Genomic DNA, 15136 nt, shown 5'->3' on the forward strand with positions numbered 1-15136 from the left:
CTACGCTAGCATCGTCGTAAAATGCCTCCCTTTTATCGGTAGGGCAACGCAGTGAGACTGAGAACATGAACAATAAACGGGTATTAATTGCTGGGAATCATACTTGTGGAAACCGAGGCGATTCAGCAATTCTCAGAGGATTGATCAGTTGTATATCGAGAGCTGCACCGAACATCGAATTGGTCATTAACAGTCGCTTCCCTGAAAGCTCAGCTTACTTATTAACGCAGCCAGTCATTGCCGATCCTTTGGCTAAGTATCGTACAAAAACAGCAAAGACTTTGAAAAGTAAAATAATCAAACGTCTCGCGAGCAAATTTATATCGAAAATATTACTACTTAAATTACAACATAAAAAACTAGCGAGTTTGCTTCCATTACCTGAAGCATATAAGCAATATATTCAAGATCTGTCGCAATATGATGCTGTCATTCAGGTTGGTGGATCCTTTTATGTTGACGCCTATGGCGTATCCCAATTTGATAATGCGCTTTGCACTTTAGTTGCTGAAAAGCCGCTAATATTCATCGGCCACAGCGTTGGGCCCTTCGGTGATGGGCATTTTGCACATGTATCTAAGAGTGTATTTTCGAGAACGCCTTTTTTGGGCTTAAGAGAGTCGGTAAGCCTAGAATTAATTAACCAGTTATTTGAAAACGATCTTCCTGCGGTAGATATGGGTTCAGACACTGCTTGGCTAGTCGATCAAAATGTTGATGTGACGCCCTTACCATTCCAAACAAAACGGAAAATTGTTGCTATCACAGTAAGAGAACTTGCTCCCTTTGATCGTACCCTTGGAATAGAACAATCGGCTTACGAGCGCAAAATGGCAACTATCTGTCAGCAACTCATTGCACAAGGTTATGCCGTGCTGGCTATCTCTACCTGTACCGGCATTGATGGCTATCCAAAAGACGATAGAATGGTGGCATTAAGGATTCAGTCACTATGCGATCACGATACAAAAGCGCATTTCTACGTTGCTATGGACGAATATAATGATGTCCAGCTTGGTAGCTTACTATCTCAGTGTGTACTAACCATTGGAACTCGTTTGCACAGCGCAATTATCTCGATGAATTTTGGGACTCCGGCATTCGCATTAAACTATGAACATAAATCTAAGGGTATCATGGAAGGACTTGGTCTCGATAAGTTTGCAATCCCGTTAACTTCTTTTATGAATGGTGACTTTGAAATTCAATTATCTGAACAGTTAAAAGATCTCGATAGCTTAAGGGAGCTCACGTCACTGAGAGTATCTCTAGAGAGACAGAAAACGATTGCATTTGTAGAAAGAGCCTTAAAGGAAATATTATGAAAGTCATCTATTTCCTAAGTGAGTTTCCATGCTACTCAGAAACATTCATCATTAACCAAATCAATGGACTAATCGAACGCGGTATAGATATTAAGATCATTACCCTGAAACAGGGTGAAGCCAAAGATATCGAAATCATTAAACGCCACGATCTAATATCTCGAACCACTTGCCTTACAGATGTGTCTAACGGCAGTATTAGCAAGCGTTATGGACAACTTAAAAACATTTTATTTTCTCTGACAAATTCAAATTTCAGAAAAATAATGATAAAAAAGTTAAAAGATAAAGACTTTTGTTTTGTTAACTATGCCAATCTCATCAAAAAAAGAAGCCACTTTGAAGCCGATGCCATTATTGCTCACTTTGGCCCTAGTGCCATTATCGCCGACGACTTAATTGAGCTTGGCTGCTTATCCGGCAAACTCTATCCTGTTTTTCATGGGTATGACATTAGCCAAAAAACAGTACTAAAGAAATATTTACCAGCGTATCAACGTCTATTTAAAAAAGACATTATTGCACTTCCTATCAGTGAGTTATGGCGACAAAAACTATTAGAATTTGGCTGTCCCGCAGAAAAGATTATTGTCAACCGTATGGGGATCGATGCAGATTGTTTTACTTTCAACCCCAAAGTTAAACTCCACTCACCTTTACAATTACTCACTGTTGCACGCCACTCAGAGAAAAAAGGATTAGAGTATGCGATACAAGCGATGAAGCTTTTACAGGCTGCCAACATTGATTTCCAATATAATATTATTGGTACAGGTCCTTTATTCGACGATCATCAGCAACTAATTGGTGAGCTGGGACTAATAAGTTCAGTGACACTACTGGGCTATCAAGATCCAAACGCAATTAACCAGCATTTAGAAAATACAGATGTATTTATCCTACCAAGCGTTACTGCAGCATCCGGGGATATGGAAGGTATTCCAGTTGCGTTGATGGAAGCTATGGCCAAAGGCGTCATCTGTTTATCCACATTACATAGTGGCATTCCAGAATTGATCGAAAATAATCACAGTGGCTATTTAGTACCCGAACGAGATCCTAAAGCATTGGCGACGATATTAACTGAAATAGTTAATGGAAAACACAACCTTGAACAGATCAAGGCTACCGCGTTACAAACAATTTTAGATATGTACAACCAGAAGCATATTTATGATCAACTTGCCGACTTGCTCAGGAATAATACAAAGTGAGTCAACTCAAAAAACAGGCTAGTTGGACCCTAATCTCCAGTGTCGTGACAGCTGTCGTACAAATGGCTCAAATGGTCATTCTGGCTAGATTAGTTACAGTAGATGAGATCGGACTGCTTGCAATAGCCAATATTGCCATTGCTCTTGTACTGGTATTTCAAGATATGGGGCTCAGTAATTATCTTATACATAGACAAAATACAACATCTAGCGAAAACTCTGCGCTACTATTTGTTAGTTTATGTATTGGTATATCATTAGCAGTCATCACACTCTTTATCGCTCCCTTTATCAGTCAATTTTATTTACAACCTAAACTTACTATTCTTCTGTCTACTGCTTCTGTAAATTTTGCTTTAATTGGCATATGTTCATTATTTCAAGCAAGCTTAATCCGAAACTTTGAACAAGAAAAACTGGCAAAGATTGAGATCGTAGCCCGTAGCTTGAGTTTTTTATTTGTTATTACTTACCTATTTTTATACGAAATAAACATTATTGCCGTCATATATGGCGCTATCATTAACGCCATAATAAAACTTATTCTTTTTTCTATATTCAAATCTAATGAGTTCAAATTTTCTTATAAGCCAGCATGGACTATTGTCGTCCCCGCATGTAAGTTTGGAATCTACCAAGTAGGCTCTCAAGTCATTAATCAACTAAGAACACAAGCTGATCAAATTATTTTAGGAAAGTTGCTTGGGATGGAGGTATTAGGTTTTTACTCTATAGCTAAAGAACTTATAATGAAGCCGATACGCTTCATCAGCCCATTAATTTCTAGGCTATTATTACCACGATTTGCAATAAATCAAAAAAACAATGTCAAAACAAGCGAGTTGCATATAAAGACTATACAAGTATTGAGCTGGTGCAATTGCCTGATTTATGCTTTTATTAGTCTACTTGCCTACCCTATTATTTTTCTCTTGTACGGTGTTCGCTACTTAGAAAGTGCTCCATTGCTCGCCATACTTGGGCTGTTTGGGATGATTAGGCCCTTAGGTGGTGTATTTGCAGCATTGGCTCAAGCAAGAGGACGGAGTGATATCGAGTTCGGGTGGAATATCATCGCCAGTATCATTATGACATTTGCCATTAGCCTCGCAGCGATTAGTGGTAGTGTATTAACTGTTGCTATAACCCTGTCTACGATTCAAGTTATGCTCACTCTTTTATCAAGTTTTTACTTTAGTTACGCACTCAAACTTGAGACTCAACGCACTTTCATAAAAACAGTGACAACACCATTACTTGTATCAATAGTTGTAACTGTATTGACCTCTATGTTTGCAATAAGTCTAACAACTTCATCATAATCCACAAGTAAGCCTTCTAGCTAATAGCAGGCTTACTTCTTGAATAATACTTTTTGAACCAATTAAGCATAGGCTTTTCTACCAAATAATAGAATAAAATTCCAACTAATACTGAACCTATGGTCATAAATAATGCTATCATTTCAGCATTTATATTAGCCAATAATGTTTCTGGTACTTTATATAAAACCCTAAAACATAATTGATAAATAAATAGCATATGTACAAGATATATAGAATAGGAAGCATCGCCTAATGTAATAAATAATTTAGGAAACTTAAAATCTTGGTTCAGTGTTAACATCCCACAAAAAATTAATGCCGCTCCGACTCCTGTGGTTGCGAACCGAAAGTCATCATCAACATTGAACATGGATGCTAAGATAATAATCAGTACTCCAGAGATGATTGCAGTCGCATTAGTGTTCATTGGTAAGTATCGTTTCTTGAACATAAGTCCAATTAACGCACCGAATATAAACTCAAATATTATTGTATTTGATAAAAAAGCATGCACAACTGTTTCTTTGGACGAAAAATAACCAATAAAAAATAAAATTAATAATGACCCACCTACCCAAGGAAGTGGATTCTTTGTGCTTACTTTTAATGATATGGCAAACACAACATAGAACAATATTTCATAATTCAATGTCCAGCCAACCCCTAATATAGGTTGTAAATGGCCAGACTCATTAAACGATGGAATGAAGAAAAAACTCGCAAGCCTGTAAAGCTGCAGATCAAACGAAAACTGATCGAAAAAAAACAGTTTTCTAAGTAAAACTAAACATATAACCGTCGTTACCACGGCATATAACGGCCAAACTCTGATAAATCTTTGTGCTAAAAAATTCGTTAATGAAAATGACTCTTTAGAGTACTTATCAGAGATATAGAACATCAAAAAGCCACTAAGAACAAAGAAAATATCGACACCAGCAGCACCAATATCCATAACAGTATGATTATCAATAAACCAGGGCGATGAAAACACCATATCCCCATTATTGATTGTTACAGCCCTTATTGAATGATGGATTACAACCGCTAGTGCAGCCAAGCCTCTTAACACTTGTAACGACTGTATATTTTCCTTCTTCATCGTATTTTTTATCTCATCCTTTCCAAAAGCAATGTCTATAAACAACTAAATAGCCGGCATTATATTCGATTTAAAATCCCCTTTAGCGCATAAAAGCAGAAATATCGAAGCGAAGATAGGAATGGTAACTTTTCTACTTCGCGGTATACTCTCCACTGATACTTAGCAGCAGTTATTTTGTTAGAAGATACGCTATTAGTGGCCACTGTATAGTCGGCTAGTACCTCTGTTAATCCATAAGCTTCACCAATCTGCCGCATAATTTTAAGCCAGAGCGCAAAATCTTGTCTCTTTGCTATATTTGGCATATACACTTTACCATTTAAGCGTTTCGTATCATAAAGTGCTGTAAGACAACCAATGCGACAACACTTTAACAACTCTTCGTAAGTTAATTTTTCAGGGGGGATAATAAAACCTAACTCACGACCAGATTCATCAACTCTGCGATACGCAGTATAAGACAACGCAACCTTATGTTTATCCATAAATGTCAATTGTTTGCTTAGTTTTTGGGGATACCACATGTCATCAGCATCAAGAAAAGCAATATAACGACCATTCGCATGACTAATTCCCCTATTACGGCTTACAGCTGGCCCAGCATTCCATTTACGAGTAATGAGTTTTATTCTATGGTCTTTATCAGCATAAGCTTGTACAACAGCTCTTGTATTATCAGTTGAACAATCATCGACGATGAGCATTTCCCAATGCTGATAATCCTGTTCTTGAACCGACTTTATCGTCGCACCAATACTTTCTGCGCAATTAAATGATGGAGTAATAACAGACACTAATTTATTTTTCATTAACGACCCCGTCATCACTTCGAAACGGGCATAAAATACCCCCTAAATAAGGAACTTAATGAGGATTTCCCCTCAAGCTGAAACTTACTTCTATTTTTTAAATAAAAATAACAGATTGCTGGTATCCCCAAAAACACGCCGAAAATCTGTCGGAACGCAACTCCTCGGCAAAGCAGTGCTTCTTCTGTATTAAACACTTTTCCAGAAGATAGTTTCGGATGATAACCAATCACTTGAGGACAAGACTCCAAACGCAACTTCTTATCGATTAATCTCGATAAAAAAACCGGTTCCTCACAAGCAGGAAGGCTTGTTCCAGCCCCAAGATACTCAGGAAAACAGACTCGACTATTTCGCAGCGATTCAAGCTTACAGGCCATTTCAATAGTCCCTGTCTTCAAAATAGTTTTTCTATTATGAACAATAATGTCCTTCGGATAGTCTTTGAGTAAGGCTCCGGTATCCGTATCGGCAATTTGAAAGGTTATGAGATCTGCTTTTTCCTGCGTTTCAAAGGCATTAATAACAAGCTGATAAATATTAGGTTTCAAGGTGACATCATCATCCATAAACAAAATGTAGTCGCCAACGGCATTAGCAATAGCCACATTGCGACTCTTCGCAACTCCACTCCCTTCAAGCGCAATATAATGTATATCAGGCCTGTCATGGCAGAGTTGCTGAACTTCATCTTGAAACAATTCTGTTTCTACTTGATGCACAACAATATACGACAAACTAGGATGCTTGTGTTTTACAACATCTTTTACAGCAGATATTCGCTCTTTATAAGTAGATATCAGAATAGATAACTTATGCATGTTTGCCTTCAAAATGGGGATACCTCAGTTTAATCTCGAGCATTTAATTATGACTTTCTCAATCGTTTGGAGACACTTAGTCTAGTTCGCGTGATAAACGCGATTAGAATGCGAATACCTAAGCTTTTGGCATTCAAGGTTTTATGCATAGCGTTTGCTCTAACCAACCTTAAATACTCAATAAATAAATTACCACTTTGACTATTAAACAAGTGTTTAATGTCCCCACCAGATAATTCATAGTGCTTTATTATAGGAAATTGACGTAAGGCCCTATAAGCTGCGTTTAACTGCTCATCGCCATACACACTCGACACACTCGAAGAGTGTACCCTATACATCAGTAACTTATCAGCTAAATTGACAACCTTTAGCTGCTCTCGCCAACTAATTCTAAGCCAGAGTTCATAGTCCTCTGCGTGTTTGTATTCAGCATCGTAATTTAATATGTGCCCACAAACATCCACATTAAACATTACCGTAGGATGAGCAAAAGGAGAACCAAAGAGTAAAGATGCCTTCAACAACCCGTCATCACAAATAATTTTTCGGCTACCTATCTTGTTATCATTCTCATCAATATAGTAGTATCCAGTTCCCACCAGAGCGACCGACTTATCATTTAGCAGATGCTGAACCTGTTTCTCGATTCTGTTCGGATGAGCAATATCATCGGCATCCATACGAGCAATGAACTTACCTTTAGCCATTTGTATAAGCTGATTAAGGGTATAGACAAGCCCCCTATTTTCGCGACTAATAAACTTGACTCTATCATCGGCTTGTTGAAAAGCTTTGATAACGTTTCCACTACTATCTTGAGAGCCATCATCAATTATCACTAACTCAAGATTTGGATAGGACTGGGTCAAAATGCTGTCTATAGCGGAAGTTAAAAATTTCCCGCCATTATAAACAGGCATAATGATAGACACTAAAGGAGAGTCGCTCATTGACGTACCAACTTTACAAGCATTCTTTTAATATTATGAGTGTTAAATAGTCTGAATAGATCAAAAACCTTAATCTTGTTACCAGAGATAATAAGCAATTCACTTTCTATTGTTTTTAGGTGTTTTTTACTTAGAATATCCCTGTACTTAAACATAAACTGCTCGATACCCATTTGGGCCTTTTTTGAAGTGCTTATTCTCTCACTTTCATGGCTTATATCCATTATATAGTCAACCGAATCAAGCCCATATGCATCGCCAAACTTTTGCATTATTCTAATCCAGCAATCATAATCCTGCCAAGCGAGTAAATCTTCATCAAATAAACCAGCTTCAACAATTCGACTTCGCTCTACAAAAACCTGATTACCAACATAATTCTTATGTAATAGACGGTCGAGATCGAGCCGACCTTTTTGATTTTCACTATCTCTAGCATGAATCTTAGAAACTACTTTTCTTTGAGAATAATAGAATGAATATTGGCCATTATAGTTATTGATAAATGTGGAAATCCTTGTCGGCAAAAAAAAGTCGTCATCATCTAATCCCGTTACAAAGTGACCTGTACAATTCTGTATTGCTAGGTTTCTCGCATGATTAGCGCCTCGGGCAGTCTCTGTTCGAATATACCTGACTCTGTCATCGCGTAGCATAAGAGCGTTACAGATATCAGGAGTATCGTCGCTTGAACCGTCATCAGAGATAACCACTTCGATATTTTTATAATCTTGATTCAAAACTGAATATACAGCCCTAAAAAGAAGACAGCTTCTGTTATGTGTTGGTATATATACAGATACCTTTCTATCATTATCTTTCATATCTTAATAACTCAAATTCTAAATAGATCTCGTAAACAGGTTATCTAAAAATTAATTAACTTTTCTTAACCTTAATATGCCCGAGTCGATAGCACACCAGAATCAAACTCAACACCCAAATAAAATGAGTACTTAAATATTCTGAGCGATACAATGAAGTGATAACCATATGTATTGTAAGAAGTAACCCTGCCTCAACATATCTATCATTCATATACCCCTTAAGCCCATGATAAAGCAATAGAGCGAAAAATATTATGATAAAGCTTAATCCTACAAAGCCCCCCTCCCACAACATATCGAGATAAAAATTATTACTAATGCTAAATATGAAATCTTCTTTAGGAAGCCCAAATTCGGTAAGTACCCCCATGGTCCCCATACCATGACCGAAGATCAGCTGGCTAAAACCACTGTTAGCTATTAGTTGAATCAGTGACACCAAAAATTGACCACGAGAAGATTGACCAGCGGCCTCACCTTGTACTTTGTAATAAAGAAACTCTAAAAGTACATCGCCAACAAAAATGATGAAAACAAAACAAAGAAACATGCCAAAGATAAAAACAAAATCATGCCCCTTTAACACACCTTTCATTAAGCTACGGAAAAGAGATAAGATCCCATATACAAAGATGAGCAATAGCAAATTGATATACACGCCACCAGAAAATGAAAAAAGCACGACAAACAGACCTAACGCATAAAGAGTATACTTAATATTTCTCCCGCCTATAACTAAACCAGTAATAATTAAATACTCTATTAATAGCGGCGATAGAAAGTTAGGTTCTTCAGCGATTGAGGTTAATCGTTTAGGCACTACAGAGCGAATCGCACTTGGAACGCCATGCATCCAATCACGTGTTTCGATAAAAAATGGAACGCCAACTAAATTACCAATAAATTGCAAAATACCAAGAAGAACGAAAACTAACAAAATAAAGAAAGCAACTCGTAAGGCTTTTTCTAATTGTTTTGCATCACTAGAGGCGAGCCATATATTTACCAAGTAGACCATCATCAAAACCGTAATAAAGGTAAATAATCGTCCAATTATGACAGAGTCAATATATTCCCCCGTTAGATGCTCCCTCGTGAGCAATATAGCAAAAAGGGCAATGACAAAGGCTGCGACATAACACAGGCTAGAATAGAGAGCTAGAGACCAAAATCTATTTTTCTTTGACAGTAAGCTACTAAGAAAAATTACCATTGAAGCTAATAAAAAAATAGAAACAATAACAACTTTATTCCATTGGGTTGTGGATAGTGGCCCCACTATAAGAAATAAGAACATAAATATAGACAACAATCTATATTGGGTCATTTTCCAAAACATCTGTAGTTACTTTCTCGCCAGAATATGACGAATCAAAGCAATCAAAAGTGCTAAGAATCCCCCGATAAACGTCCCCAAAATACATATAATAGCTCTGCGAGGAGAGTCTTTCTCTTCGGGAACAACCGCAGGATCGATTACCTTGAACACATACTCCTCTTGAACCTCTGCAAGCATCAGCTTTTTAGTTTGCTCCTCTACCAGCTGATAAAAAACCTTTTGCATTTCAGCAACTTGCGTGGAGTTTATTTTTTCATTAATATAGGCAATATTTGCGGTAAACTCCTTTATATCCCCCTTCTTTATCCATTGATTCAAGTCATCCACCAACCAATCAGCCCATTGTTGTGCTAAATACGGTGATTGTGACTCTACCGATAATTTGATGAAGCCGCCCATTTTCAACCGTTCATAATCAACTATCAGCTCAAATTCTTTATAAGCCTCCCATGCAGTAGGGATCACTGACTTGCCTTCAGCAACAGGACGAATCCACTTATGGGAGCTTTCATCATATAGATCAGACTTAATGACGACTTCTCCACTAAGTGCATCCCAGCGCTCCATAGCCATTAACGGGATAAGTATGTTTCGTTTGTCGATAAAGTGTTGTGTAAATTTGCGCGATTTCAGCGTCTCTAGTGCCAAATCCACTCTTGAAGCTCCCTGCTTACCCACATTTATCCCTGCCATAGCAGCTATCCCGCCCAGCTGATTAAGTGCACCAGACATCTGCGAGTCTTCAAGAGCTGGAGCCAATAGAACCTCCGCTTTGTATAGGTTGGGCAAAGAAAGAGCAAACAGCACTGAGGCTACTGCGAATATTGTAGTGATAATTATGATTAAAAATTTCTGACGCCACAAAGATGTGAGTAAGTCTTTTATATCAATCTCTATTTCTTGCTTTTGCATAATTATGTTCTATGAATACGTGAGCGATAAAAGCTCAAAAAATTCTTAATTTCCTTGTATAAATAAGCTCTAAATGAAAAATATAATGAAATTTAATACACTAAATATCATCATATTTCCATATTGCATCATCAACAGAGGATCCCATATAAATAACGAGTTTTAGTAAGCCCTGTTACAGCTAGTTTCATTGCATAGCGAAAACCGTAGTAAGTATAACCTATTCAATATTAACGATAAAAACCTTAACAAAATATCGAACTACGTTCTACGCATTAAATTTCTAAAGGTTGAAATAATTTGCCAAGCATGCTGAATCGCATAACTATAAAGTGCAAATATAACAAGAAAGCCGATAAACATAATGGCTTCAGGTACCTGATAGAGTTCAGATAAAACGCCTATAAAAGCAAATAAACTTGCACAAGCACTAATGATAGCTAACGACTGTAACGGACTAAATCCAGCTCTCATAAATATATGATGTAAATGATCACGATCAGGCTTAAAGGGGGAGTCGCCTTTATTGATTCTTCTTAACATTATCGCAGCCATATCCATCAAAGGTATAGCGATAAGATAGAGCGCTGTGACAGGTCTGAATGCATTGACATCACGATCAACTCCAATGACAAGAAGCCAGACCACTGTCAGACCAATTAACATACTTCCAGCATCACCCATAAATACTTTTCTAAGTATCTTATTAGGCCAGCCTAAGTTAAACATTAAATACGCAACCAAAGCTGCAATAAACAACAGAGGCAAAAGATACCAATCACTCCCAACTCGACTCAACAAAAAGGCTAAGCCAGCAAACGTTATTAGGCTAAGCATTCCGGCTAAACCATCTATACCGTCAACCATATTGAAGGCATTAATTGCTCCGATCACAGCAATAACAGTGATAAATGCGCCAACAAAGCCAAGCGAAATGAGACCAAAGCCTAACAAATCTCCGAGATCTTTCAAATACAACCCGGCACCAAAGATCATCATTGACGCGACTATCACCTGAGCAACCAAACGATATCGTACAGGTATATCGTATTTATCGTCTAATATACCGATAAACAGGATTAATGAAGCTGAGACGAGATAGATATTAAGCGACTGATTATCAGGGATAAAAATTAAGCTAGTTGTCATAACACTAAGATATATTGCAAATCCGCCAATCAATGGCACCCTACCGTTATGCTGTTTTCGCCCTGTAGGGATATCAACTAAACCTACTTTCTCAGCCACGGGAATAATCCATCGTATGACTAAGAATGATACAAAAAAAGAGCAACTCAGGGGGATCAAATAATCCATGAACGCTTTCCTTATTTACTTACACAAATGGAACACTATACATTGGCGACAATTAGCATCGCTTCTTTTACATAAAGTATATGCAAAAGCGTTTCTATAACGCTTTTGCACTGAGTTAATGCTTACATTAAGATTTCCATCTTCTACTTACAGATTAGCAATAGCGGCAAATGCGACAGCTGTGTTATAAACGATACTAGTAACCTGTGACCAAAGCGATAAGTTATCTTTATATTCGGTGTCCAATGGCACAATAATAGTATCTCCTGGCTGTAGCTTATCTTCACTGCTAAACCAAATTGAACGACTAGGCAGCATAACGGAACCATTTGCTTTTACTACATAGGTTCTTCCATCATCGGCGCGTTCTCTGACACCCCCAGACATATTTAAGTACTGATCAATTGTTAACCCTTCTTTATATCTATGAGTCGCTGCATGCTGTACTTCGCCCATCACAGCAATCGTTTGTTTGGTTGATGGGACATAAAGCACATCAGAATCTTCTAACTGAAGGTCTGCCTGCTCAATTCCAATTGAGATGGCGGACAGATCAACAACAAGACGACCTACCGCTTCTATATTTTCAAGATCAGCTAGCATCATCTGAGCATCTGCGTAATTGACTACATCCCCACCTTTAGATACACCACGGGTGGCTAAATCTCGGCGCAGCTGGTCGGCCAACTTTTTAATTTCCAGCTGCTCTTGCTGGCGGATCGATTCTCGTACAAACACCGCCGAAGGAAGATAAGCAAAACTAGTAAAGCCACCAGCCCTTTCTATCACTTCTTTAAGGGTTTCACCGCGCCTAATGTTATAAACTCCAGGGAACTTAACCTCGCCACGAATTTCTACGGATTTATTCTCTTGCCATTCTGGCGTGGTCATAACGGTGAGAATATCTCTGCCTTTCAACAGAAGATTTGAGCTATCTTCACCATTAAGTGCCGAAAGAAGTTCTATATTTTTATGGATAATACTCGAACCGTCGGCGAGAGTAATGGTGCGAGTCAATTCTGCTCTTGCTGTGTATGCCCCCTCTTTCAACCCACCAGCGGCTTTAACTATCTCAGAGACTCGAGCATTGACAGCAAGCGGATAAATTCCCTCGTGATAAACCTGTCCTTTGACTGCAACTACCGGCACATCTTCGCCAAAACGATTCTGATGATTCAGCTTCATAATGATCGGATAAAGAAGCTCACTTCGGTTCATCAAGCCACTGAGCTTAATAAGTTCAGGATCTTCAAACAAGTTTGCCATCATCCTGTTGACTTCACCTTTAATCGCTAACGCTTCGTCATCCTCTACCTGCTCTTTAGCGACAACCACTCCACCTAGTTGGCTGCGGTTAGTTAACTTTTGATTTTCTAACTGAGAGAAACCTGCTTTAAAAAGATCTTTTGACAAAGAACTATCACCAACAAGTTGTACGACTTCCTCAACCCTATCTCTAACAAGCTTATTAAGCTCAAAGCGATTTTGTGAATCATCACTAAAGTTAAACACCATCACTATGTCTCGAGGACTTAATTCTAAATCTTGATTTTCTGATTTATTGATAATCGCTCGAGAGGGTGCAAACTGGTGTACCTCGATATCGCCATGTTTGTTTATTTCACGAATAATGATGGCATAATCTAGATCGGCTGAAGGCAGGAAATCCCCCCAGACAGAGGGAAGTAGATCGCTAATTTTTTGTCCTTGATACCATTGATACTTGCCAGGACGAACGACGGCACCGATAACAGTGACCGCATCTTCAAATTGACTTGTTGCAGTCTTCACTTTAATGATGTCACCGGCTTTAGCTTTCTCTGCTCGGCCTTTATCTGTTGTCAAATCTACATTCTTTATCGATTTTAAACCTTGTTCATTGTATCTCTCAATACTGCTGCTTCTAGGATAAGCGTCACCTTTAAGGCCGCCAGCCATGGAGATAACCTCTTCCATGGACTCATTACCTTTAAGCTCATAAATTGCCGGACGTCTAACTTCACCATCGACAGAGACTAGGCCACCAACAGAAGGAATGAACACCACGTCACCGGAATGCAAGCGCATATCATTCGATGCGTCACCACGCATCAGTAGATCGTAAAGGTCTAATGTGCCTATAAGCTCACCTTTACGTCTTAGCTGTATATTTCTTAACGACCCAATTTCAGCAATACCACCAGCCACAAACAATGCCTGAGTTATTGTAGAAAGGCTGGAGACAGTATATGAACCAGGTTTATAGGCATCACCGGCTATAAAAATACGAATTGAGCGCAGCTCACCCATAGTGATATTAGATTCGACACCTATCATCTGCTGCTTAATACGCGCAGAGACGGCTTGACGCATGTCTTCAAACTTTAAGCCTAATACAGAGATAGGACCCAGTTCAGGGAATTGAATATTGCCATCGCGGCCAATAATTAGGTCATACTCTTTATTCTCTTTACCATAAAGCTGCACTTTTATCGTATCACCAGGACCGACTAAGTACTCACTCGGTATCGGTATATCTGATACAGGGGCAAAGCTTACCGGCTCACCCTCGAACAAATGATAACCATAAGGCTTTAACTCTTTAGAGTCCTTATCTTTTTGCTCTTTTAAGAATGCATTGACTTCTTTGATAATAATCTGTTGTTCTTTGAGTTCTTTGAGCTTTTTATCTTCATCTTCATCGGCTCTAGGTATTACTACAGGCTGATTAATTAGATCCTTTTTTGCATCAGTTATTTCACCGTTTAATACAGCAGGATCGAGCCCATACTGCTTGGCAAGTCTTTCCTGTTCAGCTTTAGATAAAGTTTTAAATTGCTCTATCATCTGAGGAGATGGAGTAATGGCTTGGACCGCACCACTGAATAAACATATAATCCCTATGCCTGCTATGATTATTTTTTTTACTTTGTGTAACACCCGAATCTCCAATAATCTGACTCATACAACCATCCGGTTGGACTAAGGCTAAAATACCAGTAGATTATAAAGTTATAAGTCTACCTCGAAGCTCTTCCTTGAAATCGCCAAATGGTACTAGCGATTTTTTACTAAATTTTGCTAAAAAATGAAGCAACAAATTACTTCTTAAAAATTTCGCACGATTATACGCCTTTCATCAACTCAGTACAGCACAACATCTATGCATCCCATAAAAATTAATCGAATGCGATGTCTCTGGAAACTTGT

Annotated in this window: 12 protein-coding genes; 3 read left to right on the plus strand and 9 right to left on the minus strand. The window is 38.3% G+C overall.

The genetic code is table 11. The features are described 5' to 3' along the window. Window positions 1-65 precede the first annotated feature (65 nt). Genes wcaK through DN599_RS04005 form a run of 3 tightly spaced genes read left to right on the plus strand, consistent with a single transcriptional unit; the run spans window position 66 to window position 3861 of the window. Window positions 66-1325 carry a colanic acid biosynthesis pyruvyl transferase WcaK gene (gene wcaK, locus DN599_RS03995; RefSeq protein ID WP_110456328.1) on the plus strand — a complete coding sequence of 420 codons (1260 nt, stop codon included), beginning with the start codon at window positions 66-68 and terminating at the stop codon, window positions 1323-1325. After that, window positions 1322-2539 carry a glycosyltransferase gene (locus DN599_RS04000; RefSeq protein WP_110456329.1) on the plus strand — a complete coding sequence of 406 codons (1218 nt, stop codon included), beginning with the start codon at window positions 1322-1324 and terminating at the stop codon, window positions 2537-2539. The genes wcaK and DN599_RS04000 overlap by 4 nt, the downstream gene beginning before the upstream one ends. Beyond that, window positions 2536-3861: an MOP flippase family protein gene (locus DN599_RS04005; protein WP_110456330.1), complete on the plus strand. Its 1326-nt coding sequence runs from the start codon at window positions 2536-2538 to the stop codon at window positions 3859-3861. Before DN599_RS04000 ends, DN599_RS04005 begins: the two co-directional genes overlap by 4 nt. A 16-nt stretch (window positions 3862-3877) precedes the next feature. Here the strand turns inward: DN599_RS04005 and DN599_RS04010 are convergent, their stop codons facing one another. The 9 genes from DN599_RS04010 to DN599_RS04050 form a co-directional block, all read right to left on the minus strand. Further along, a complete protein-coding gene (locus DN599_RS04010) occupies window positions 3878-5011 on the minus strand; it encodes an acyltransferase family protein (RefSeq protein WP_110456331.1) in 1134 nt (377 codons plus the stop codon). 14 nt (window positions 5012-5025) lie between these two features. Continuing rightward, a complete protein-coding gene (locus DN599_RS04015) occupies window positions 5026-5778 on the minus strand; it encodes a glycosyltransferase family 2 protein (RefSeq protein ID WP_239473218.1) in 753 nt (250 codons plus the stop codon). Between the two features lie 14 nt (window positions 5779-5792). Further along, complete coding sequence (locus DN599_RS04020; RefSeq protein WP_110456333.1) at window positions 5793-6599, minus strand: glycosyltransferase family 2 protein; 807 nt, start codon at window positions 6597-6599, stop codon at window positions 5793-5795. A gap of 47 nt (window positions 6600-6646) precedes the next feature. After that, window positions 6647-7552 (minus strand): glycosyltransferase, encoded by a 906-nt coding sequence (locus DN599_RS04025; RefSeq protein WP_110456334.1) that lies wholly within the window; start codon window positions 7550-7552, stop codon window positions 6647-6649. Next, on the minus strand, window positions 7549-8376 hold the full coding sequence (locus tag DN599_RS04030; RefSeq protein WP_110456335.1) for a glycosyltransferase: 828 nt from the start codon (window positions 8374-8376) through the stop codon (window positions 7549-7551). Before DN599_RS04030 ends, DN599_RS04025 begins: the two co-directional genes overlap by 4 nt. A 55-nt stretch (window positions 8377-8431) precedes the next feature. Further along, window positions 8432-9718 carry a hypothetical protein gene (locus tag DN599_RS04035; RefSeq protein WP_110456336.1) on the minus strand — a complete coding sequence of 429 codons (1287 nt, stop codon included), beginning with the start codon at window positions 9716-9718 and terminating at the stop codon, window positions 8432-8434. Between the two features lie 6 nt (window positions 9719-9724). Continuing rightward, a complete protein-coding gene (locus DN599_RS04040) occupies window positions 9725-10630 on the minus strand; it encodes a Wzz/FepE/Etk N-terminal domain-containing protein (protein ID WP_110456337.1) in 906 nt (301 codons plus the stop codon). Window positions 10631-10891: 261 nt separating this feature from the next. Beyond that, window positions 10892-11947, minus strand: a complete 1056-nt coding sequence (wecA, locus tag DN599_RS04045) for a UDP-N-acetylglucosamine--undecaprenyl-phosphate N-acetylglucosaminephosphotransferase (protein ID WP_110456338.1) — start codon at window positions 11945-11947, stop codon at window positions 10892-10894. A gap of 147 nt (window positions 11948-12094) precedes the next feature. Continuing rightward, a complete protein-coding gene (locus tag DN599_RS04050; protein WP_110456339.1) occupies window positions 12095-14866 on the minus strand; it encodes an SLBB domain-containing protein in 2772 nt (923 codons plus the stop codon). Window positions 14867-15136 lie beyond the last annotated feature (270 nt).

It is taken from the genome of Shewanella algidipiscicola, assembly GCF_900380485.1.
Lineage (GTDB): Bacteria > Pseudomonadota > Gammaproteobacteria > Enterobacterales > Shewanellaceae > Shewanella > Shewanella algidipiscicola.

What these genes read in the sequence shown, in the direction of transcription:
- DN599_RS04015 (WP_239473218.1), bottom strand. Translation starts at nt 5,778, where the DNA reads ATGAAAAATAAATTAGTGTCTGTTATTACTCCATCATTTAATTGCGCA.
- DN599_RS04035 (WP_110456336.1), bottom strand. Translation starts at nt 9,718, where the DNA reads ATGTTTTGGAAAATGACCCAATATAGATTGTTGTCTATATTTATGTTC.
- wecA (WP_110456338.1), bottom strand. Translation starts at nt 11,947, where the DNA reads ATGGATTATTTGATCCCCCTGAGTTGCTCTTTTTTTGTATCATTCTTA.
- wcaK (WP_110456328.1), top strand. Translation starts at nt 66, where the DNA reads ATGAACAATAAACGGGTATTAATTGCTGGGAATCATACTTGTGGAAAC.
- DN599_RS04030 (WP_110456335.1), bottom strand. Translation starts at nt 8,376, where the DNA reads ATGAAAGATAATGATAGAAAGGTATCTGTATATATACCAACACATAAC.
- DN599_RS04040 (WP_110456337.1), bottom strand. Translation starts at nt 10,630, where the DNA reads ATGCAAAAGCAAGAAATAGAGATTGATATAAAAGACTTACTCACATCT.
- DN599_RS04000 (WP_110456329.1), top strand. Translation starts at nt 1,322, where the DNA reads ATGAAAGTCATCTATTTCCTAAGTGAGTTTCCATGCTACTCAGAAACA.
- DN599_RS04020 (WP_110456333.1), bottom strand. Translation starts at nt 6,599, where the DNA reads ATGCATAAGTTATCTATTCTGATATCTACTTATAAAGAGCGAATATCT.
- DN599_RS04025 (WP_110456334.1), bottom strand. Translation starts at nt 7,552, where the DNA reads ATGAGCGACTCTCCTTTAGTGTCTATCATTATGCCTGTTTATAATGGC.